Raw genomic sequence first — 23,642 nt, 5'->3', positions numbered from 1 at the left:
TTACTTTTTATAAAATGTATCTCTTAATGGGAAATGAGTACGGAATTTACCATCTAATCTATAATAAGCATGTGCACAAGCAGGCGCTGTTGGAATTAAACATAATTCTCCACAACCTTTTGCCCCATAAGTTTCAGGAATTTTCCCTTTAGCTTGTACCAGAATAACTTCAAGTTCAGGAGCATCCTTTGCTCTTATAAGTCCTAATGTACCTAGTTTTGTCTTAGGATATCCTCCTTCAACTTTAAATTCTTCTGTCAAAGCATAGCCTAATCCCATAACCATACCACCTTCAATTTGTCCTTCAACAGACTGAATATTAACTGCTGTTCCAACATCAAATCCTGCAACTGCTTTTACAACTTTTCCTTCTTCATTAAGAACCACAACCTGAGCTCCATAACTATAACTTACATGACTAATGGGATTATCTTTTATAGCTCCCATTGGGTCTGTCTTTGCAGAATACTCTCCAAAAAATTCTCTACCTTCTAAATCTTCTAATGTTAATCCCTTATCTAGTTCTGCTTTTAATTTTTCAGATACTCTTCTTACAGCTTCACCTGTTACTACAGTTTGTCTTGAAGCAGTACTAGTTCCTGAATTAGGTGTACGAACAGTATCTGGTCTTTCATGTATAGTAAGAGCAGGATCTAATCCCGTTGTTTCACACAACACAGTAGTACACATTTGTGCAATTCCTTGTCCCATACAAGCTGCAGAAGTTCTAATATGAACTTTACCATTTTCTATAGATAAAATACAACGACCAATATCCTTATGTCCTACACCAGTTCCACTGTTTTTCCATCCTATAGCAATACCTGCATATGGATTTGATTCATATACATCCTTAACAGCTTCCAAGCATTCTGCAATTGCAACGCTTTCATCAGCTATCTGACCATTTGGTAATACTTGACCTGGACGAATTGCATTACGATAACGGATTTCCCATGGTGAAATACCTACCATTTCTGCTAAAAGGTTAATATTACTTTCAGTAGCAAAACAACTTTGTGCTGCTCCAAAACCTCTGAATGCTCCACTAACAACATTGTTAGTATAAACTGACATTCCAAGTATATCCATATTTTGATAATTGTATGGTCCGCCTGCATGAGTACATGCTCTTTCTAATACTGGTCCACCAAGAGATGCATATGCACCTGTATCAGCAATAATAACAGCTTTCATGGCAGTTAAATAACCATTTTCATCACAAGCAGTTGTCATTTCTATTCCCATTGGATGACGTTTAGTATGATAATTTAAGCTTTCTTGTCTTGAGAATTTTACTTTTACTGGTTTTTTAGTATACCATGCCATTAATGCTGCGTGGTGTTGAACACTCATATCTTCTTTACCACCAAAGCCTCCTCCAACAAGTTGAGCATGAGAATGTACTTTTTCCATTGGAATTTGAAGCATAGTTGAAATTTCACGTTGTTCATCATAAACAGATTGTGAACTAGTATATAACAAAAGACCATCTTCTCCTTCAGGCATAGCAATTGCACATTCTGGCTCCATAAACCCATGCTCCTGACATGGTGTCTGATACTTTCTTGTTACAACATATTTAGAATTTTTAATTGCCTCAGCTGCATTACCACGTTGAAGCATAGCTCGACTCATAATATTTCCATCAGAATGAATTAAAGGTGCATCTGACCTTAAAGCATCTGTTGGAGAAGTAACAGGTTCCAGTTCTGTGTAATCGACTTCAATAAGTGCGCAAACTTCTTCAAGTTTGTCTTTATGATAAGTTGCTACTAATGCTAGTGCATCTCCTATATATCTAGTTGTTTCACCTTCAGCAATCAGTACATCCCAATCTTGCTTTATATGTCCAATACGTTTGTTTGGAACATCCTTTGCTAATAAAATTTTCACACAATCTGGATGAGCTTCAGCTTTACTTATATCAATTTTATTTATAATAGCCCTTGGATATTTAGAATGAACTGCTTTTGCATAAATCATTCCAGGCAATTCAATATCATCTACAAAAATTCCTGTTCCATTTACTTTTTCAGTTGCATCAACACGTTTAAATCTTTGTGCCATCTTTAATTCAGTTGGGTTAGGTGCAATTTGAATATTATTTCTAAAATATTCTGCTGCCATTAAAATCGCTTCTTCAATTTTCTTATAGCCTGTACAACGACAAATATTACCATTAATTGCTTTCTTCACATCTAATCTTGTTGGATTAAGATTAACATCTAATAGAGCTTTTGCACAAATCACCATTCCTGGAATACAGAAACCACATTGAACTGCGCCTGCTTCTGCAAAACAATGCTCATAAACTTCTTTTTCTCTAGGACTTAATCCTTCTACAGTTAAGATCTTTTTTCCTTCAAATTTTGATACTTTTTGTATACAAGCTTTTACTGCTTTTCCATCAACTAATACAGTACATGTCCCACATGCACCTTCACTACAACCATCTTTTGCAGAAGTGATTCTCAAATCATCTCTTAAAAAAGATAGTAATGGCTTGTCTATTTGAGAAAATACATCTTTACCATTAATATTTAATTTAAACATAAATACCCTCCTATTTAGAATAATTTAGCAAATTATCTTACAATTATTATAAAACGGAGGATATTTTCCTTCAAATTCTTTGTGAAAAGAACTCGTTTATATAAGATTTTAAAATAGTCGTTCAAATTCGTCCTTTGCATACTGGCGAACATTCTCTTCAAACTGCTGATATTTTTTTAAAAATTCTAAACCTTCTTTTGTTAAACAAGTTTTTCCACCTTTACTGCCACCATGTTTTCTTTCAACCACTGCATAACCTAGTTCTTCTTCCAACTGGTTTAGCATATTCCATGCTTTACTATAAGACAATGCCATGTGCCTACATGCACCTCGTACAGAATTCTTATCATTAATCAAGATTAAGAGTAATTTTGCTCTTGAATCAAAGAATGAGGATTCTTTTTCTATACTAATTTTAACAAAAGGATGTAGTATACGTTGATTATGTTTTATTAAAAGTTGGTCTAATTGATCAATATAATCTGTATCATAGATAATACCTTCATCTTCTACATCTATCCATTCTCTTGTAACCCCAATATTTTTAATAGCTCCTCGCATTCCTATATTTCCATCATATTTTAGAATTCTAGGAATCAATTCAGAAGATATCAAAAGTGGATGTCCAGATTTCCCATGATACGATGGTGAAACCAATCCTTTACCACATTCTATCATAGTTTGAAGGGTCTCTGTTGTAAACATTGGAATACTTACTGGAGTAAATATTACCTGATCACATTTATTCTGTAAAAAATCTAATCCTATCTTTGCAGAATCAAATTTCCTTGAATTTTCATACTGATTGTTTTTCAAAAATATAACACCATAATTAGCTAAATCACGTTCAATTTCCTCAGCTTTATATCCGGTGATTATCACAATTGGTGAAATAGAAGCCCCCTGAAGAGTTAAAACAATCCTTTTTATTATAGTAATAGAACCAATTTTTAATAGTGGATCAGAACTAATTCTTTTTGATGATTTTCCAGCAGCAACAATTATTCCACCTGTTGTTTTCTTCTCATTTTTTCTCATATCTACTATACCTCTTACTCTACTTAAGTAATATTATCTTATTTGTAAACTACTCTTTACTTACTTCATTAAAAATCTGACTTATAATGCTTAATATTAGCACTTTAGATTCCATATTAATTTTATACATTATTTCCTTAGTTTTCAACCAACTTCCATCTTTAATAGTTCTATATACTCTTCAATCTAGTTATTTATTTTACTATCTATTAGAAATATGAATTTAATGAATTTTAATTTAACTTCCAATTACCTGCTTTCTCTCTTACTTCCCAAAACTTTTTATATACCCCTTTTTCTTTAATTAACTCATCATGTATTCCTTTTTGCACAATCTGTCCATTTTCCATGACTAAAATTTGATTTGCTTCTTTAATTGTAGATAATCTATGAGCTATAACAATAAGAGTTTTGTTTCTGACTAATTCACTAATAGCTTGTTGTATATAAAATTCATTTTCAGGATCAATGCTAGATGTTGCTTCATCTAATAAAACAATAGACGCATCCTTTAATATAGCACGCGCAATTGATATTCTTTGTTTTTCTCCACCAGAAAGAGATGAACCACCTTCTCCAATAATAGTATCAAATCCATCAGGCAAATTTTTTATAAATTCATAGCACCTTGCCTTTTTAGCAGCTTCTTCTATTTCTTGCATTGAGGCATTATATTTTCCAAGCCTTATATTATTAGCAATAGTATCATTAAATAAATATACGTTTTGAAAAACTATAGTGATATGTTTTAATATAGAATCACAAGTCATATTCTTTATATTAACTCTACCAATTTTAATACTACCTTTTTCTACATCCCAAAATCTTGCAATTAGTCTTGTTATAGTAGTTTTTCCGCAACCTGAATGTCCAACAATAGCTGTCATGCTTTTTTCTGGAATATGAAAAGATACATTATTTATTACTGTTTCATTATCGTTGTACCCAAAGCTTACATTTTTGAAATCTATGTTAAAAGAACTTAAATTTATGTCTTTTGTATTTTCATCAATAAGAGGAAATTTTTTTATATTTTCTATTTTATTTAAAGAAATCTCTAACATTCTAGTTAATCCTGTAATACTACCTAATGCTTCAACTGGTGTATAAATACTAAAAATAGCCACTAAAATAACAATCATTTTAATAATAGATAATTTTCCATTTAAAACTAAATAAGGTGATAAAAATAGAATTATTCCACAGGCTATTTTTAGTGATAAAGAAAATAAAGTATTTAATGGAATAAATTTTAATTCTAGATTGCAATTAGCCCTGCTATATTCATCAAAAGATGATTTTATTCTGCTATTACTATTATTGGAAAGGTTAAATAATTTAAATATTGAAATGCCTTGTATATATTCAAGAACAGAAGATACGACTTTTACTTGTGCTTCTTTTTGAGTTTTTGTAAGCTCTAGAGCCTTCTTTTGCATTAGGTTTAAGATCAAGATTGCTAAAAATAATCCTGTTAAAAATACAAATCCTATTTTCCAATCAAATATTATCATGGCTATACATGTAACAAATACATTAATTATTGAATTAACCATTTTATCTAAGATAAATGGAGCCTGCTTTTCAACAAATTGCATATCTGATGTGACAGTATTAGTTAATTCTCCTAGATTGTTTTGATTAAAGAATCCCATAGGAACTCTTTTTAATTTTTCTCCCATATCTAGACGTTCTTTTGCAATCATTTGATATCCTGTATGTCCTTGTAATCTATAAGTTGTAAATTTACAAATTATCCTACCAACAATTCCAACTAATAAAATAATAGTACATTTTATTATCACATTTATTTCAATCATTGGTTCTATAGAATTCTTTATATTAATTCCTTTAAAAAAGTAGAATATTGCAATCAATGGAAATGATTCAAATATCCCATCAATAAAGCTATAGATAAAACTTTTCTTAATATTTGAAGACATATTCCCAGATAACTTTATAATTTGTTTTAATGTTGTAAACATTGTTTGCCCTCCTTTACACTCCAAGATTTTGAACCTATATGAGCTTCCCACATATCCCTATAAAGAACAGAAGTTTTTAACAATTCATTATGATTGCCTTCACTTACAATTCTTCCTTTATCAAATAAAATAATTTTATTTGCATTTACTATTGTTGATAATCTATGAGCGATTACAATAAGGGTTTTGTTTTTTGTTAAATTATTTATAGATTTTTGGATTATTTCTTCATTCTCTGGATCTGTAAATGCTGTTGCTTCATCTAAAATTACAATTGGAGCATCTTTTATCATCGCTCTTGCAATTGCAATTCTTTGACGTTCTCCACCTGAAAGTAATTCACCAGCATCACCAACTTTAGTTTCAAATCCTTTAGGTAATTTTGATATAAAATCTAAGCATCCAGCATTTTTAGCAGCAGATTCTATTTCATCATCTGTTGCAATTTTATTACCAATTCTTATATTTTCTCTTATGGTCATATCAAATAAGAAATTTTCTTGAGAAACAAAGCTTATTTTATCCATTAATTGTTTAAGTGGAATATTTTTTATATTCTCTCCCCCAACCATAATGTTGCCTTCATTCACATCCCAAAATCTTGCAATCAATTTTGCAATAGTTGATTTTCCAGCTCCAGATGGACCAACAAAAGCTGTCATTGTCTTTGGTTTTATTTTAAAAGAAATATCATGTAATACTACTTCTTCTTCATATCCAAAATTCACATGATTAAATTCAATACTCTCATCTTTAAAGTCTATATTTTCTAAATTTTGTTGTAACTCTTTTGTAGAAAGTATTTCTTTTAATTTACTGTCAGTAAAAATAATTGTTGGAATATTATCTGTAAACTCAATTAATTTCATGATTGGCGGAGCAATTCCTAATGATAAAATCATACCTATTATAAAAGTTGAAAGTTCAATCTTATTATATCTTAGAAGAGTAGCTCCTATAGGTAAGACAAAAGCAATACTAGCTGGCATTATTATATTATATGCACTTAAATAAGGCCAACAATGAGAAAACCATTTTGTCATTACATCTCTAAAATGTATTACAGAATTGCTGAATTTTTCTATAGAAGATAAAGTTTGATTAAATGCTTTTATAACTTCCATACCATTAATGTATTCAACTGTACTTGAATTTAAAAGAGCTTTTCCCTGATTAAATTCCTTAAATATTTCCATGGCACCACCTTTCATCATAATAGCATAGATTATAAAACTAATAATTATTGGTACTAAACTTGCTAAAGCTAAACGCCAATCTACAATAAATAGATAAGTGATTATAGCAATAAACCCTAATAAATTTGAGCTTATTTCTGGAATTGCATGGGCTAATGGATATTCAAGTTGCTCCATATCATCAATAATAAGTTGCTTGTACTCACCAACTTTTTTCTTTTTTAATTCTCCCATAGACATAAAAGCTAATTTATCAACAATCTCATATCTAACAGCATTGATTGTGTTGTATGCTAATTTATGTGATATAGCAGTTGATAAGTTAAATAATATAATTTTTAAACAAAATCCAACTCCCCCTATTATTGATAAATAAATGATATTAGAAACCGTACCAGTTTTTAATATTATTACTGTAAGTATTTTTGTCACAATAAAATATGGGATTATTCCAAATATTACACTAAAAATAGATAATACAATTGAAAGTGCCATTTTTCCATTATACTTTTGTACAAATGAAAGAATCCCAGAATATTTTGTTTCTTCCATGTTTGTCCTCCTTTTTAATGACTATATTTATATTTTTGGTCATTTAACAATTTAACTATACCTCTAAATAATATTTTTATCAATAAAAATATTGAGAATAATTCTTAATTTTATATTTAGACACATTCAAAAAAATAATAAACCAGTATGCTCGTCTCTTTGATCTATTATTTTATTTCATGTGCCTTAATTGACATGTAAAACATACTATGATAACGTATTAAATGACTAATTTTAATTATATATTCATATATTCTAAGGAGTGAAAAAGTTATGCCATTAATTTTTGATGAAGAAACAAAAAAACATTTAAGGAAGCAAATGTTAGAGAATGGCTTTCAATTAATTAAACTTTATGGTTTAAAAAGAACAACTGTTGAAGATATAACAAAGAAATCAGGAGTCGCAAAAGGAACTTTTTATAATTTTTTTAAAAATAAAGAAGATTTTGTATATGAAATAATAATTTTTAAGAGAGATAAAGCAAAAGAGGAATTTCAAAATTTATTAGATGAATCTAAACAATTAAACAGAGCACAATTAAAAAAATATTTAGAAATATTAGTATTCGGTGATTATAACCTTTTTGTATATCTTAATGATGCTGAAATTGCTATGTTAAAAGCTCGCTGGCCACAAGAATACCTTATAAATGAAAAAAATGATGAGAATACTTCATTATGGATTTTAAAACACATTAATAATATTTCAGAAAATTGTAATTGGAAAGTTTTTTCAAATTATATTAAATCTATTGCCATAATCCAAGTTAATAAAGAGCAATTACATAAAGATGCATATAAAGAAACCTTAGAACATTTTATTAATAATATTTTAGATTATGTTTTTATATAAATTAAACCTTAAATCACATAAACTTCACATAATTTCATAAGAGTTTCTTTTAACAACCATCCTAAAATACCATGAAACTAATGTATACTAAATAAATTACCTTTTATTTTTATATATATATTATATAATAATATACATAATATATTTCTTGGGAGGTTTATTTTTATGAATAATCAATTAACAGAAGAAAATATGAAAAAATTAAGGGAAGAATTAGACTATAGGCTAACAGTAAAAAGAGCTGAAATAGCGAAGGAAAAATTAGTAGCTGCTGCACATGGAGATAGATCAGAAAATGCGGAATATAAAGAAGCTTGTGCTAATTATAGAGAAAATGATAATAGAATACAGTATTTAATGACTATGATTTCAACTGCAACTATAATAGATAGTGAAACTGTAGATAAATCAGTACTTGGAATTAATAGTAAAGCTAAAATAAAATTTATAGAGGATGAAGATGACGCTATTGTAACATTAGTAACTACTATGGATTTAGACCCTGAAGCTATGCGTATAAGCATAGAATCTGATTTAGGAAAAGCATTAACAGGTAAAAAGCAAGGAGATATAGTTGAAGTAAATGCTCCTGGAGAAAATTACAGAGTAGAAATTTTGGAAATCTTATAATAATTAATTGTTTTAGAATACTGTAAATAAAATAACATTATAATCTTTATTTAAATGAAATCTAAGTCCACTTACTTAGTTAATGTTAATTCTATATTTTATAGGTATAAGTGAACAAACTAAAAATAGTTGTAATATAACAACAAAAGAATAGAAATTTTATATTAAAATTATTTTTTGTAGAACTTTTATATCTATTTTCATATTATAAACTATAAACAAAATAATATGAATAAAAAAGGAGATACTAATGAAAATTATGGAAGAAAATTTAATGTCAGATTATAATTGTTATCCTAAAAAACAAAAACCATGTATATGTCAATGTGAATGTGTTCATCATGAAGGACAAGAACCTGGAAGAGCTATTTTAAAATGTGGTTGTAGCGGTTCAGCTCCAATTCCAGTAGTGAGTGCTAATACTTTAGGTACTGTTAAACCACTTCCTCTTGCTAATGTTAGCATCGATACTACTAATTTAAAAAATCCAACAACAGTTTTAACTTTTACTTGTGAAATACAATCTGTTCTTGACGTTTCTTTAAGATTAAACTTTTTAATTAAAAAAACTACTAAGAATGGATATTGTGAATATATTTGTGGAACTCATAGTTTCTCAGATGTTATAGAATTTGTTGGAATTCAAACTTTCTCATTCCAAGTTTGTGATAATTCACTATGTAACGACTGCGTAACTTATACTGTAGAATATGTTCCAATTGATTTCATTTTAAATCTTGGTGGTTCAATTAATAACGCTACTTTAACAGCACTTGCAGTAGAAAATTTATGCTAAATTTAATTTAAATCTAGTTCAAATAGTATATGTGGTTTGTCTCAAAATTAAAATAAATCACAATGAATATTATTAGATAGTTCTCTATCCTTACTATGTATTGTGTAAAAAGTATTTTGAGACAAACCCTATCATATATGTTTTATATCAATTTTTAAAAGAGGTATTAAATGAAAAATTGTGATTATATCAATTATGATTACTACGTACCTATGGGGAAACCAGGTTCGTTAATTGCTAAAATTCCAATAGTCTTAACTTATTTTGAATTTTCTTTCCCATTATATTTTAAACTTGAGCCTAATAATTATATTAACTTAAATGATAATAGTCGTAATAGTAATAGAGTTATTATAGATAAGATTTCATTAAATAAGAATAAACAGTTAATAATTAATGGTATTTTTATCAAAAAAATTAAATGCTCAGATATGTGTGACGCTGAATCATCAAATAAATGTACTACTATAAAAATATCTATAAACAAAGTCTTAAATATAAAATTTTTGCATAAACCTAATTTATCTACTAATAAAACAAATATTTTTAATAAACATAATATTAATCCTATAAAATATACTATAGAACATGTTAAAATATCTGATAGTTCTTATTCATCCCAAAATAACAATTCTATAAATAAAATTATTTTATCTATAAAACTTTACTTATCTCAAGTTCAAAGTGTATTCATTCCAGAGCCTGATGGTAATTTTGTACTACTAAATAAAAACTCTCCAAGCTTTAAATGTACTAATCCTAATTGTTCAGATCTGTATGTTGTAGGATTCAACAAAGATAAAGGCTTAATTGCCGATTATAATTATAATTTTTATAAATAAAGCTGCTGCAAAATTACAGTAGCTTTATTTATTGCAAAAAATTTATAATAATGTTTTTGCAAATTCTAAATTATCAAATTCTTTTCGTTTTATATGATTTAGTGTATCATCTAAATATGTCTTATGATGTTCTGTTGTTTTAGTGAATACTTGAATAAATTTAACTACATCATCTGGTGAATCAATTTTATTATTTAGATATCTACCTACTAAATAGAATCTTAAAAATGAATATCTTATTAACAGCATTATATATCCATCAAATACACTTTCTGTTTCTGAAAATGGGAATAAATTTTTATATATAAAATTAACTAAGTAATTTTCAAAAATATAACTATTAATATTTACGAATTTTTCAACATAAATCTTGAATGCATTTATATAAAACTCTGGATTATTCGTTGCATCTTTTATTTCATCAAATTTAAATCCAGCTATAAGTTCTTTAGTATACTCCTTAAAAGTCTTACTATCAATTTCTTTAAATACATTTAAATCATCTACCATCTTCTTAAAAAATGAAATTTGAATAATATAGTTCATATCATTTTTTTCATATGAATCATCAATTGAATTTATATTATATCCTTTTATAAATTTATGTACATTACTAAAATTATAATCAAGTTCTTCTTCTAACTTTTCTAAAAATTCTCCTAAAATATATAGTCTTTCACTTAAATCAAACTTTCTATTTTTTATTATCTTAATACTTAAATCTCTAATTTCCTTAAAATATTTTACAGGTGAATCCTTAAATTCTTTAGATTTTGTATCAATATCGCTTGATAAAATGTGTTTTCCTAAAGTTTCTTGACTCTCTTTAAATTCGATTCCCTCTTTTTTTAACAAAAGAATTCTTGCAGCTTCAGGACATGCCACATCAAGGGACATTTCATAATATCCATCTATTCTATTTGTAATTCTAGGGAACGATGTACATACATTTGAAAGATATTCTTCACCCAACTTAGAATGAATTACACAGTAATTTTCATCATCTAAAAATGGACATCTTTTTCCTTTTTTTAATTTTACTTTTCCATAATCTATATCATCACAACAATAACCAGTATTATTATGAACATTCTTTTGAAACATTTTTCTCATTTCTTGATCTTGAACTTTATAATATTGTTTAAATGTAGTTTTATCTATATCTACATCCCAGCCAATACAACAGCTATCTTCGCAGCTTCCACCTATGCACTTAAACTCTTTAAGATACATTGGATATCTCATCTTTATCTTTCTTTCCATTACTTTCTTCCTTATCTAATTTATTATTTAACTTTAATATTATATAATTTTATTGCCATACTTAATGTTTTATTCAGTTGCTTTACTTCCTTTAAAACTGGATCTAAAGAATCATAAACATTCTCTACAAATAAATCTATATGAAATCTTAATGTATTTCCAAGTTGTCTTCCATTTGGTGTTTGTGGTGGCAAAGCAAATGGTGTTAGTTGTATTTTAGTTTTATCTCTTGCATAATCTCTAACAAACCAAGCAATAAATTCTAATGCCTCTAAACCATCTTTTGACTTATCAATTGTGAATCTAAATTGTACAAGTAGTTCATTTTCAAATCCACCATTTGTTCTTAAAAGAGCTGCAATTGGCAAATGTGCATAATCTGCTGTTAATACTAAATCAGAATCTACACCTTCTAAGTCACAAACTCCACTTTCAATTGAATCAATTCCCGCAATATTATAGATAGTATCTTGAAAATTCTTAACATCTATTGGGTATTTCATAAAATTAACGCACCTCCCAACATGTATTACTTTTATAGCATAAGTATAGCATAAATATAAAAAGAAGCACTAATACTTCTAAATATTAATGCTACTCTACTATCTGTATTGTTTTAATTCTTCATTAATTATGAAATCGTCTTTTGCATTTATTGTAAATGGTACTGCATGTACAACACATTTATATTTATCACTCCATAAATGCGATGATATTTCCATCTATCATTATATAAATTTTCTCTTTTGTATATTTAAATATTTATATAGCCAAAATAACATTGAAAGGTGGTTTTACTAATGAAAAAATTTATTTCTATGCTTTTAATTTGTTTATCTTTATCATTTTGTATTTTTGCTCAATCAGCCTATGCCGTAAATATCTTTGATGAAGGAGTTTATAAAGCAGCTGATTTTAATTTTTCGTCTGAAAATAAGTATGTTGTTCAAAACATATCTGATAAAAGTAGTGTTTATATCGAAGTTTTTGATGAAAATCAGAATTTATTACAATCAATTCATTTATTACCCAAATCTGATAAATATAATTTAATTCCTTTAAAACCTGACTATAGAATTGTACTAGTGGGTAAAGGTAATGTCTTTATTTCTTAAAACTAAATTGTTCTTTTTTAATATTATGCTATAGAGTGGATTACCTATATAGTCCACTCATTTATTGTTTCCATGTGTTATGTATTAATCCAATATAAAAAATAAAATGTATCAACTAAGTGTGTGTTGCTACATTTTATCTTCCTTTTATATATTAAATTATTTATTATATATTTTAGCTACTTTTTTCGTATTGCTTTAATCTATTCATATTCAATTTCTACTATTCTAGGCAAATCAAGAGCTACAAAAAACTTTATTCTTCAATAAATTGTGCCAATTCTTCATTAAATTTATCACGTTGATCATAGAACAATCCATGGCCACTGTGTTCAAATGCTATAAGCTTGGAATTTTTAATACGTTGTCTTTGTGATTCAGCTAATGGGAATAGACAAACTTTGTCATGAATACCATGAAGAATTAAAGTTGGAACACTTATTTTCTCTAGATCAAAAAATAAGCTTTCTTCATCTAACCAAGAATTTGCAGTTGCAGCAGTAGCCCAGCCTGCTGCTTGTAGTCCTAATTGGAAGAACCATTCTGAAAAAGGCTTAGTTATATGCTGGAAGAAAAACATGTCTCCAAATCCTTGCAACATTTTAGGACGATCATTATACGTTCCTTGAATAATTTCATTTACAGCTTCTTTTTCTAAACCATATGGAAAATATGAACGTTTTATAAGACTAGGAGCTGCTGCTGCAAAAAGTGCAAGTTTAGACACTCCATATTCATTATGTCTGGCCATGTATCTAATAGCAATGGCTCCCCCAGTAGAATGTCCTGCTAATATAAAATTTTTTAAATTAAGTACTTCAACTACAGCTCGAACATCATCTGATAACCTATCGTAGCAATATCCTGTAAAAGGCTTGTCTGATTGTCCAAATCCTCTCTGATCTATGCCAATACATCGATATCCCATTTTAGGTAGCTGATTAAACTGATACTCAAACAGTTTATGACTTCCAGGCCACCCATGTAGAAATATGATTGTCTTTTTGCCCTCTGGATTAAGATCCTCTACATAAACTTTTACATCTGATTCTACTCTAACATAATATCCCATTCAAATACCTCTTTTAATAAAATTTCTTCATTATCAGCTTATTCTCTGTAGAACAAATAGGTGAATCACATATTTGATTTTAATATAATTTCGTTCAAGCATTTACTAACACAGTGATACATATCTCCATAATTTTCACTTCCACTTGGTGGATTATGAAGCAGTTAGCAATCATACACTCAAATTCCTGTGAATCTTTTTGTATTATATTATCAAACGAATATCCTACAATAATAACTAAGTTTTTTTATTTTCCAAACTACTTAAAATATGTTTCAAATCCATTATTTAAGACATAAGCTCCATTTGGGACTTGTGCTGTTATCAAACACATATTTAAGCAATCTACACATGAACCCATTGCATTCAATAAGCAAAGAAAAATTGTATACCCATTTAACCACCCAAGTGCATTTAAAACAAATGGTAATACAATAGATAAAAGTAAAAGTGGCATAATTGAAATAAGCAAAAATCTGCTTTTCTTTATTTTTTCAGAAGTGGCAACAAATCCGCAAATGCCATTTATTCCCCAATATGTTTTATCTGATTTTAAAACATTTGGAATAAAACAAGCATGTAAGAATTCATGTATTGTCATAAAAATAAAGATAACAGGGATAAATAATAATGTTACTAAATGTAATTCCAATGTAATATTGAATCCTTCATTGCTTTTTAAGAAATCTTGTAGTGGTGTATATAAGTTATAGAAAATAAACATTTCAATTGCGCCATTTATCAACATAAATGGTGTAGATAATAAAATAGTCCATGTAAAATTAGATGGTTCTTTTATTTTTTTCCAATTGTTTAATATAAGTTTTTCACTTAACGCCTTATCTGTATCTGGAAGTTTTTTTATGTATTTCATTTAAAGTAATTCCTTTCATTAACAGCTTGTCTATAATTCACTAAGTTATCTGTAATCTTTATTTAATTATATCATGTATTTAATACCAAATTATTCAATTCACAAAGAACATTTTTATCACTTATAATATCATGTATTTTGCCTCTATATTATGTAAATTGTTTATTTAGGATAATTATAACATATTATAAATATCACATTATTATATTGTTTTATCAACTCATTATTATAATAAAAGTATTCTGTAATAAACGTTCTATTCATATTGGATTTATGTCTAAATATATAAACATAAATCCAAACTAAATAGTGGATAATTTGTTTTTATATAAAATTATCTAAACTCTCATAAAAAAGCCATCATGCTATAAATTTTATACAGCCATACGTTTTATATCATCTGGAATAATTAAATTTGCTTCTGTTAAAGATTTAATTTCATCGATTGTTGTATAATCACTAATCTCCCTTAAAAATAATCCCTTATCTGTTACTTCAATTACACAAAATTCTGTAATAATTAAGTTTACTTGTGATTTTGCAGTTAATGGTAATCTACATTTTTTAAGAATTTTAGGTTTTCCCTTTCCAGTATGCTGCATGGCCACAATTACTTTTTTAGCACCTGTTACTAAATCCATAGCGCCCCCCATACCTGGTACCATTTTACCTGGAATAATCCAATTAGCTAGACTACCTTCCTCATCCACTTCTAAAGCTCCAAGTACAGTAACATCAACATGTCCACCTCTAATTAATGCAAAGGACATAGAACTATCAAAAAATGCTGCTTCTGGTAATGCTGTTACACATTGTCCACCTGCATTTATTATATTTGCATCTTCATGTCCTAATGTTGGTACTGCCCCCATTCCAATCATTCCATTTTCAGATTGAAAAAATACATTTTTGTCCTTTGGTACATAATTTGCAACCAATGTTGGAAGTCCTATTCCAAGATTTACAAGTTGTCCTTCCTTTAATTCCTTTGCAACTCTTTTTGCAATTATTTGTCTTGCCAATTTACTATCTGTAATCATTTAAATTGCCTCCTTTATTATATAATTTACTAATACACCTGGAGTCATTATATCTTCCCTATTTAATTCTTCAAATTTAACTAAATTTTCAGCTTCCATTATTACAGTATCAGCTGCCATTGCAATATAAGGATTAAAGTTTTTTGTAGTTCCTTTATAACAAGTGTTTCCGAATTCATCTACTATACTTCCCTTTACTAGTGAAACATCTGCTTTTAATGGAAGTTCTAATAAATATTCTTTATCATCAATTAAAATCTTACGTTTTCCCTTTTCTACAATTGTTCCTATTCCTGTTGATGTTAGTACTCCACCTAAACCAGAACCTGCCGCACGTATTCTTTCAATTAATGTTCCTTGTGGAGAAAGTTCCACTTCCATTTCACCACTATTCATTCTTCTCCCAGTCTCAGGATTTGTCCCTATATGAGAAGCTATTACCTTTTTTACCTGACCATTTACAACTAATTTACCTATGCCTTTATCTGGATATCCGGTATCGTTTCCTATTATAGTTAAATCTTTTACATTTAAATTTACCAACATATCAATTATGGTTTCAGGACTTCCACAATCTAAGAAACCACCAATCATAATTGTCATTCCATCTTTAAAAATAGACTTTAGATCTTCAAGCTTAACTATTTTATTCATGTTAATATCTCCTTCTTTTTTTTAGAATATATAATACTTCATATAAAACTGCTAAATATATTGAAATGATTGTATTGATCTATCATCTAACCTGCAAGTACACATCTTCTTTGTTTTGTAAAATTCCTTGCAGAAGTTATAACTTCACCTGTAGGTCCTGCAATAGTAAAAGTTGTAAAGCCTTCTGTACCTGGAGTATATTTATCTACCAATTCATGCTTTAATATTTTATCTTCATATCTTCCCATGTGTGTTTCATCTACAATCATTTTTGCTAATATTTCTTTATTCTCCAATGTAGCCTTTCTTATACCTTTTATAATTCTTTCCCTATCTTCTTTTGTACATAAATTGCCTTTGTAATAGGATTTTCAACTTTTTTAAATACTCCTAAATATGATTCTTTATTATTAGATTTGTCACCTTCAGTTCTTTTTGTAATTTTTAAATCTTTTGTTTGCGATAATACTGATAAGTTTCTTTCCATATTGCTCCTCCTCATAGTTATAAAATTTTCACACAAAAACCCATAAGAGCTTTTGATTTCTATCTTTTATTAATTAGACTATATTTTTAAACCATGTAATACTGTATTATAATGGCGAGTTGGCATTTGAATTTAATTAAAACAAATCATTAATTAAAGCTTTTATTAATTTTCACTATATTGAACGACTTTAGTAAAAATTTCTATAAGATTAAAAAATTTAAGTTATTTGGATGTAGGGTACTACTTGCAAATGGTAAGATATTATAAAAAAGTTTTATTAACTCTAAAAATACGGTAGTTGTTTTATTTAATTATCACTCTGTAAATTTATTGAAATATTTGTATAAATAGTATATTATCACTAAATTATCCAAAATCAATATTTAAATTCCATAAAATTACTCACAGCTAGATAAAACGTTAACAAAACGAGAGTTGGTTATATATTTTGATATCATAAATTCTAAAGAACAATTATAAGAAAATTAAAAATAATATCGAATTTTTCTATTTTTTCTGAAAGCCTTTTAATAGATATTAATAATTTTAAGAATTCGTAGTATAAATTGTAGTTTGATAATTCTTTATTATTGTTTTCAAAAATGGCTATGTTTTAAACATTTATTAAAATTTCTCTAATTTTGTAAATACTAAAAAAAGAATATGATCTCTATACTAAATAGAAATCATATTCTTAACTTAGATTTTTTAATTATTTATAACAGTTTGTAATTTATTTTATTTATTAATATATTAAACTACTTTTTAAGATAATCATATATAACATCGGGAGATGGAAGTGTTAAGTCTGTGAGAATATGAGAACTTGAAACTATTTCTTTTACAGGTAAGTCATTAAATGGTGCCATAGCATGATCAAATAATTGTAATCTTGCAGGACCAGTCCATGCCTCATGTACAGTAATGTCTTTAATTTGTGCAGATATTAGCTCACATATTCTTGGAGTTCCATCATAGTTAGGTATAATTTTTAACATAAAATTAGGACGACAAATTTGTTCCTTTGCTTCATTTAAATCTAATTGTTTATGCTTATATCCCATAGTTGCTATTGCTACTCTTAATTTTCCATAGTCTAATGTACCAACTAGTGTGTCTGAATCAACAAATAGCTTAGGATAACCAAGTTTTTTAGGATACGCACTAAGTTCTCTTCCAACGGCAATAGCTGGCTGATTATCTAAATACATCATATGCAAATAGTCACCCTTTTTACCATTATAGCTTACTGGTATAGCCTGTCCACATTCTGTATAAGATCCTAATCCACTTGTGTCAGGCATAGCCATCATTTCAAATCTAACTAAAGGATCATCTCCTAATTCTAAAGGTTCTGGTACAATTTTACGTAAAGCATCAGCATCAGTACGGTATATAATATTAAAATATTCACGGTTATGGAACCTGTAAGGTCCTCTTGGGAATGCTGGAGCTGTTAGTGGTGTTGTAATTTGTTTAGATACTTCACTTTTTAACATAACTATTCATCTTCTTACCTTAAATATTTGACATTCTCATTTTAACTTAATTGTATTTTTAAATTATAATGTCATTATAGTATAAATGCTATAGATAGATACTAAATCTTAATACTACAATTTCATATTACTCTAAAACACAGCTTATAATTAAAATTGAGATTTAAGATTTATTAAATGGAAATGAATCTTTGGATATGTCATTACCCTTTAAAAGGATTAATACGTAATGTAGAAATAACTGAATTATAAATAAACCAATTATTTTTACATTATGAATAACCTAAAATATTAGTCTTAATAAAATATACCATACTATCCATTTAAAGTAAAATAATAAATAAATTTACAAATAAAATATCTATATTTTAAGTTAATAAACTTTATTATTCCATTCCCATAGTTTCCAAATCTGTATTCTTTCCAAAAGTGCAATAATTCAGATTATAATTATTCTATTTCCACTGCTAATTCTTCTAAAGAATATTTTTTATTGCATTTTGGACAATAATAAAAAATTTTAACTTTATACGTTTCTACATCTGATACATACCCATCTATATTTGTATTCCTTACTATACCTTTATACTCTTCACTAGTATTTTTTTTCATTTTTGCTCCACAAACTTTACAATTTTTCTTATATACTAAAAAATATTTTAATTCTCCAAATCCAAATGACCATTCTTTTCCTTTTACTTTTGGTACATTACACCTTGCATAAAACATATTGCAAACCCTAACTCCAATAAATATTAAAGTTCCCATAAGTGCAGTTGCCCCTAATATCGTCAAAAGCAGCAAACCATATTGACTAAGCGTTAATCTACGTGTATTTTCAAACAACACTTTCTTTATATAGTTGATTCGAAAAATATAGAGTATAAATGTGAATTTCAAGATTTTCTTATATTCTTTATTGTTTATTATCTTCTTTATTAAATTATTCATAATTATTTTGTTCTCCCTGTTACTTCTTATAACTTTACTTAAATTGTAAGCCTTTCTCTTTTAACTGTTTATTTAATTTATAACACTCAATCTTAACTTAAAACTTATTTTTCTAATCCACATTTCTTATATATTTCTAAAATTATTGGTTGTTTTCCTTTAATATAAGAATCTATATCTTCAGGATATTTTAATACCATCTTTTTTTTAATAACACTATACCTATCTTTATCTTCTTTATGCTTTCTTAGATAATCTCTAAAAGTAACATGACGATATAATTCTTTATTGTCTTTACCACATACATATAAATGATGTACCATCAAATGTGGTTTATTTGAATATTTAAACGCTTCTCTACCATATATTCCCAAGTCGCCTTCATGAATATAACCAAGGGTTTCCAATGCTTTTTTAACTTCATCAAAATTTCTATCAATCACAATATCAATATCTATAATTGGCTTTGCTGATAATCCTTCAACTGATGTACTACCAATATGCTCAATTGAAATAATTTTTCCAGATAAAACTGCTAATAATTCATCTTTTATACTTTTAAAACTCTCTTTCCATTTTGGATTATAATCTTCTACTATTACATGTTTAGTTATCATCAAAAATTTTCCTTCCAAATTAGAATTTATATAAATCTACTAATTTAATCCAATATCTTTGAGTTATAGTATTATCATTTGGGTCAAATACTTCGTTTTCTAATACTCCACCATTTGAAATAATAGTCTTAGCAGATGCAATATTCTCTTTATCACAAGTAATTAGAACTTCTTTTATGTTCAATTCAATGGATTTTTTTAATGCCAATTTTAACATTTCTGTTGCATATCCTTTTCTTCTTTCTAATTTTCTAACACTATATCCGATATGCCCTCCAAAATTTAATAAATATTCATTTAACCTATGTCTAATATCAATCATTCCAATTAATTTTCCACTTTCATCTAAAGCGAGATATGTTGTCGCTGGTACCAAACCATCTCTAACAGTTTCCTCATTTAAATTGTCCTTAAAAGCCTTATACCACTCTTCAAATGATTTTGAATTTGCCAATCCTGCTGAACCATCTATACTATCTCCATTTTTAATAAACTCTTTTTTATAGTCCATTAAAATTTCTTTATATTCGACATTTGGCAAAACTAATTTCAGTCTATTCATTTTATTACCTCCAAATCCATTATTACTTGTAACACTTTAAAATAATTATTGTTCGTACTTAATTAAACTATTCTACAAATTTACTATTTATATACTCAACCTAAAACTATTGTTTTAATTAGTGTCTATGGCTAACTTATCAAAAACTTTCATCACATATGGGTTTCCATCTTTTTGCTTTGAATAAAAAATAAAAGTTTCCCAAAAATCTAAATTTATAATAAACTGATACTCTCCTATTGAAAATTCCTGCAAATACTCATCTTGCATAGCCAGATTCATATCAATTGATCCTTCTAAAACTTTATTTTTATATAAAAATTGTAATACTTCTATTAATTTATTTATATCCTGATGATTTGCACTGTACTTTACAATGGAAATCGTATCACTTCCTGCAACTTTATGTACTTCCCAACCATTATTAGCTTTTTTAATTATCTTATACATGCTATATCACCTACAACTTACTGTTTGTATTTTAATAAATTATATCATATATTGTAAATTAAGGAATTAGATCTCTGTACAAAAATAAAAAGTCATAACAATTAAAAATCATTACAACTTTTTATATTTCTAATCAACTTATTTAACTTTGATAGTATCCCAACTTATGAAACCTATACCATTCATTAATTTTATCTTCAGGTTTAGCATTTAAATATAACATAATTTCTTTAGCAAATTCTAATGTATTGCTTGAATGTTTTCTATTATTCATATAACCAAATCTACAATACAATCTAAAGCACTAACTTGGAATATTATATATTCCACTTGTATACTTAGGAAATATTCCTTGATTTGGAGCAAATAATCCACCTATCCCAGGAATTCTAACTTGTCCTCCATGCCCTTGAAATATAGCACTCACCATCTATTTCTTCTATTTTGTCCATATCACTTAACATAAGGTTTCTATAATATACTCTATACCTCTCCTTCTCTATTTATAAAGTTTTGACAGATTTAAATTAAAATCTATCTCATCATTTTGAGTGTTTGTTCCAGAGGAATACATTCTGCATATCTACCATTCCAAATAAATTCATTATAATATCTGTATGTTTGCTGTGCTGACATAAACTTATTGTCAACTGTTGTATTTGAATAAGCTGGAACTATCATGTGAAATCCATGTTCAAATCCACACTTTATAGTAGCATCAATACAATAATCTATTTGAAGTCCTACAATAATTATATCCTTTTCGCCTTTACTTATTAAATATTCTAACAAACCAGTATCTTTAAAAGCACTATTTACTTTTTTATCAAATATTTTTTCTTCTTTAGATGGTATAAATTTTTCATATATTTCAAAACCTTCAGTTCCTTTTGTTAATTCATTTTTAGCACCATCATCATGGCGTACATATATTATTTCTATATTATTTTGCCTCGCTGTAGCAATTATTTTTTCTACATTTGACACAAATTCATTGAATTTATATAAATTTTCATTTGTTATTAATTTCTGTGTATCAACAACTAATAAGACCATTTATTTATCCCCCTTACAAATTGGAATTTGTATAACTATTATTTATTTATAACTTAACATAAAAATTAATAATAATTTTCTATCCAACCATTTTATATTTCAGCATACTCAAACTCGCCATTAATATTGCCAGATATATGTATACAGTGTCCACAAAACATATCTCCATCTAGGCATTCTATATAAAATTCTCCATTTGACTCAATACTTATATAAACAATCTTCATAAGATTCATAAATCTTTCTTTTGTGATTTCATCATATTTATAATACTCATCTTCTTCATCAAATTCTTCGTCAAAAGATTCATAATACTCTTCCTTACCTTCTTTAAACCAGTCATTTACAAGATCCAAGAGTTCATCAGCAGCATAACTATGGATTTTTGCATCCCACTCTTTCTGGTTATTATAAAGTGTATGAGCAGTTGAAAGATAGTCCTTTATAACATTTTCATCTTTATCATAATTAAATGATAAACTAACCCCTGAATTCATCCAGTTAATTGTTGTATCAAAACTATTAGTTGCTTTTTCAAATGTAAATTTTCCAAGAACTTCATCTTTATAAAATACAGGTTTTAATTCTTCGCGTAAAATATTTTCTAATTCAGAATCTTTATAACATGTATCAATAATTTGAATAAGCATAAAATCATGTTTAGAATTATCTTTAGACATACGTACCTTTAACCTTATAATAGAATTTCTATTTACTGTTTTTTGAAGAATCTTTAACTGTTCATAATCAACTAAAGCTTCAAGACAGTATTTTTCTTGTACTACAGGTTTATTGCTGTCATATATTTTCCAAGCTATCACATACATAGATGCGCTCCACATAATATTATCGCATCCTTGTCCTCCTCCAAAGCCTGATGGACCTGTTACAACAGCTATTTCAATAATTTCTTCTGAAAATCTACTTTCAAATCTTTCAATTTCAGATTGTTTACTCATTATAATTCCTCCATAAATTCTGAATAATAAATATAATATCACGTAGATAAATCACTATTTATCTGTTGATTATATAAATCAAGTTTTATTAAAGATAATTTTATATTAGCTTAATAAATTTAAATTTAAAAATTATTTTTTCTTTTTTACCTTTGGAGTAGGAAGTTCTTCATACATCTCCGTAATCAATCTACATAAGAATTCTTTGTTATCAACATTATCAATCAAAAGCATTGGTTTTGCACCATCATAAGGCAATTCCTCAGTTGCCTCTGTCATCAACTGTCTACTCACTTTGGTTATCTTAACCAAAAAACGATCATCATATATTCCTCCAAAAATCTTTCCTTGAAAATATAAAATATATTCTCCCATCATTTTTCTATAAGAAATATTGTTCAATATATCTAATTGTTCAATAATGAAATCTAAATATTCTTGACTAGAAGCCATATCTTATTTCCTCCACAAATTACTATTTGTCTGTGAATTATATAAAAAATATTTTATTCACACTTTATTTAAATCTACTATTCCGAATTAATTATAACATATATTGTAATTTAAATATTATTCATATATTGATTAAT

General features: G+C 27.4%; 26 protein-coding genes and 1 pseudogene. 5 read left to right on the top strand and 22 right to left on the bottom strand.

Going from position 1 to position 23,642, the window contains the following annotated elements; all coding sequences use genetic code 11:
* From xdh to NG918_RS00305, 4 genes are all read right to left on the bottom strand, one after another.
* Positions 1–2,556: a selenium-dependent xanthine dehydrogenase gene (xdh, locus tag NG918_RS00320; protein ID WP_252223890.1), complete on the bottom strand. Its 2,556-nt coding sequence runs from the start codon at positions 2,554–2,556 to the stop codon at positions 1–3.
* A gap of 108 nt (positions 2,557–2,664) precedes the next feature.
* Positions 2,665–3,594 carry an NTP transferase domain-containing protein gene (locus tag NG918_RS00315; RefSeq protein WP_252215549.1) on the bottom strand — a complete coding sequence of 310 codons (930 nt, stop codon included), beginning with the start codon at positions 3,592–3,594 and terminating at the stop codon, positions 2,665–2,667.
* A gap of 233 nt (positions 3,595–3,827) precedes the next feature.
* Positions 3,828–5,579, bottom strand: a complete 1,752-nt coding sequence (locus tag NG918_RS00310) for an ABC transporter ATP-binding protein (protein WP_252223889.1) — start codon at positions 5,577–5,579, stop codon at positions 3,828–3,830.
* A complete protein-coding gene (locus NG918_RS00305; RefSeq protein ID WP_252223888.1) occupies positions 5,564–7,327 on the bottom strand; it encodes an ABC transporter ATP-binding protein in 1,764 nt (587 codons plus the stop codon). Before NG918_RS00305 ends, NG918_RS00310 begins: the two co-directional genes overlap by 16 nt.
* A gap of 273 nt (positions 7,328–7,600) precedes the next feature.
* Here NG918_RS00305 and NG918_RS00300 point away from each other — a divergent pair, with 273 nt between their 5' ends.
* The 4 genes from NG918_RS00300 to NG918_RS00285 all read left to right on the top strand — a co-directional run bounded on the left by NG918_RS00300 (position 7,601) and on the right by NG918_RS00285 (position 10,450).
* Entirely contained in the window at positions 7,601–8,182 is a 582-nt protein-coding gene (locus tag NG918_RS00300; protein ID WP_252215542.1) for a TetR/AcrR family transcriptional regulator, read from the top strand.
* Between the two features lie 165 nt (positions 8,183–8,347).
* A complete protein-coding gene (gene greA, locus NG918_RS00295; protein ID WP_252215540.1) occupies positions 8,348–8,812 on the top strand; it encodes a transcription elongation factor GreA in 465 nt (154 codons plus the stop codon).
* A gap of 250 nt (positions 8,813–9,062) precedes the next feature.
* The gene (locus tag NG918_RS00290) at positions 9,063–9,608 is read left to right on the top strand and encodes a DUF4489 domain-containing protein (RefSeq protein WP_252215538.1); all 546 of its coding nucleotides are present in this window, start codon (positions 9,063–9,065) and stop codon (positions 9,606–9,608) included.
* Between the two features lie 170 nt (positions 9,609–9,778).
* Positions 9,779–10,450, top strand: coding sequence for a hypothetical protein (locus NG918_RS00285; protein WP_252215536.1), 672 nt, complete (start codon positions 9,779–9,781; stop codon positions 10,448–10,450).
* A 42-nt stretch (positions 10,451–10,492) separates the two neighbouring features.
* Here the strand turns inward: NG918_RS00285 and fliB are convergent, their stop codons facing one another.
* Together fliB and NG918_RS00275 are read right to left on the bottom strand one after the other, a co-directional pair.
* Positions 10,493–11,713 (bottom strand): flagellin lysine-N-methylase, encoded by a 1,221-nt coding sequence (gene fliB, locus NG918_RS00280; RefSeq protein ID WP_252223886.1) that lies wholly within the window; start codon positions 11,711–11,713, stop codon positions 10,493–10,495.
* Positions 11,714–11,736: 23 nt separating this feature from the next.
* Positions 11,737–12,216 (bottom strand): hypothetical protein, encoded by a 480-nt coding sequence (locus NG918_RS00275; protein WP_252223884.1) that lies wholly within the window; start codon positions 12,214–12,216, stop codon positions 11,737–11,739.
* 297 nt (positions 12,217–12,513) lie between these two features.
* Between NG918_RS00275 and NG918_RS00270 the strand changes: the two genes are divergently transcribed.
* Positions 12,514–12,828, top strand: coding sequence for a hypothetical protein (locus NG918_RS00270; RefSeq protein WP_252215527.1), 315 nt, complete (start codon positions 12,514–12,516; stop codon positions 12,826–12,828).
* A 256-nt stretch (positions 12,829–13,084) separates the two neighbouring features.
* Here NG918_RS00270 and NG918_RS00265 read toward each other — a convergent pair whose 3' ends face one another.
* From NG918_RS00265 to NG918_RS00195, 16 genes and pseudogenes are all read right to left on the bottom strand, one after another.
* Complete coding sequence (locus NG918_RS00265) at positions 13,085–13,900, bottom strand: alpha/beta fold hydrolase (protein ID WP_252215524.1); 816 nt, start codon at positions 13,898–13,900, stop codon at positions 13,085–13,087.
* 259 nt (positions 13,901–14,159) lie between these two features.
* Positions 14,160–14,774, bottom strand: coding sequence for a DUF3267 domain-containing protein (locus NG918_RS00260; RefSeq protein ID WP_252223880.1), 615 nt, complete (start codon positions 14,772–14,774; stop codon positions 14,160–14,162).
* Positions 14,775–15,148: 374 nt separating this feature from the next.
* Positions 15,149–15,814 carry a 3-oxoacid CoA-transferase subunit B gene (locus NG918_RS00255; protein ID WP_252223877.1) on the bottom strand — a complete coding sequence of 222 codons (666 nt, stop codon included), beginning with the start codon at positions 15,812–15,814 and terminating at the stop codon, positions 15,149–15,151.
* The gene (ctfA, locus tag NG918_RS00250) at positions 15,815–16,468 is read right to left on the bottom strand and encodes a butyrate--acetoacetate CoA-transferase subunit A (protein ID WP_252223874.1); all 654 of its coding nucleotides are present in this window, start codon (positions 16,466–16,468) and stop codon (positions 15,815–15,817) included. It abuts the gene before it with no gap.
* A gap of 86 nt (positions 16,469–16,554) precedes the next feature.
* Positions 16,555–16,764, bottom strand: a complete 210-nt coding sequence (locus tag NG918_RS00245; protein WP_252223955.1) for a hypothetical protein — start codon at positions 16,762–16,764, stop codon at positions 16,555–16,557.
* A 20-nt stretch (positions 16,765–16,784) separates the two neighbouring features.
* The gene (locus tag NG918_RS00240; RefSeq protein WP_252223871.1) at positions 16,785–16,955 is read right to left on the bottom strand and encodes a hypothetical protein; all 171 of its coding nucleotides are present in this window, start codon (positions 16,953–16,955) and stop codon (positions 16,785–16,787) included.
* A gap of 761 nt (positions 16,956–17,716) precedes the next feature.
* The gene (adc, locus tag NG918_RS00235) at positions 17,717–18,457 is read right to left on the bottom strand and encodes an acetoacetate decarboxylase (RefSeq protein WP_252223868.1); all 741 of its coding nucleotides are present in this window, start codon (positions 18,455–18,457) and stop codon (positions 17,717–17,719) included.
* Between the two features lie 450 nt (positions 18,458–18,907).
* A complete protein-coding gene (locus NG918_RS00230) occupies positions 18,908–19,408 on the bottom strand; it encodes a hypothetical protein (protein WP_252223865.1) in 501 nt (166 codons plus the stop codon).
* A 104-nt stretch (positions 19,409–19,512) separates the two neighbouring features.
* A complete protein-coding gene (locus NG918_RS00225) occupies positions 19,513–20,025 on the bottom strand; it encodes a GrpB family protein (RefSeq protein ID WP_252223949.1) in 513 nt (170 codons plus the stop codon).
* A gap of 19 nt (positions 20,026–20,044) precedes the next feature.
* Positions 20,045–20,587, bottom strand: a complete 543-nt coding sequence (locus tag NG918_RS00220; protein WP_252215511.1) for a GNAT family N-acetyltransferase — start codon at positions 20,585–20,587, stop codon at positions 20,045–20,047.
* Between the two features lie 114 nt (positions 20,588–20,701).
* Entirely contained in the window at positions 20,702–21,037 is a 336-nt protein-coding gene (locus NG918_RS00215) for a hypothetical protein (protein WP_252215507.1), read from the bottom strand.
* Between the two features lie 142 nt (positions 21,038–21,179).
* Positions 21,180–21,311 (bottom strand): hypothetical protein, encoded by a 132-nt coding sequence (locus tag NG918_RS16920; RefSeq protein WP_286673915.1) that lies wholly within the window; start codon positions 21,309–21,311, stop codon positions 21,180–21,182.
* A 42-nt stretch (positions 21,312–21,353) separates the two neighbouring features.
* Positions 21,354–21,455, bottom strand: a pseudogene (locus NG918_RS00210) (metallophosphoesterase); the annotation flags it as partial.
* A gap of 116 nt (positions 21,456–21,571) precedes the next feature.
* Positions 21,572–22,093: a cysteine hydrolase family protein gene (locus tag NG918_RS00205; protein WP_252215505.1), complete on the bottom strand. Its 522-nt coding sequence runs from the start codon at positions 22,091–22,093 to the stop codon at positions 21,572–21,574.
* A 92-nt stretch (positions 22,094–22,185) separates the two neighbouring features.
* Positions 22,186–23,052, bottom strand: coding sequence for a DUF2262 domain-containing protein (locus NG918_RS00200; RefSeq protein ID WP_252215503.1), 867 nt, complete (start codon positions 23,050–23,052; stop codon positions 22,186–22,188).
* A gap of 132 nt (positions 23,053–23,184) precedes the next feature.
* On the bottom strand, positions 23,185–23,505 hold the full coding sequence (locus NG918_RS00195; RefSeq protein WP_252215501.1) for a TfoX/Sxy family protein: 321 nt from the start codon (positions 23,503–23,505) through the stop codon (positions 23,185–23,187).
* Positions 23,506–23,642: the final 137 nt, after the last annotated feature.

It is taken from the genome of Clostridium sp. ZBS2 (assembly GCF_023845855.1).
GTDB lineage: Bacteria > Bacillota > Clostridia > Clostridiales > Clostridiaceae > Clostridium > Clostridium aquiflavi.
The sequence above is the reverse complement of the archived record's forward strand: the minus strand, read 5'-3'. Positions and strand labels throughout refer to the sequence as shown.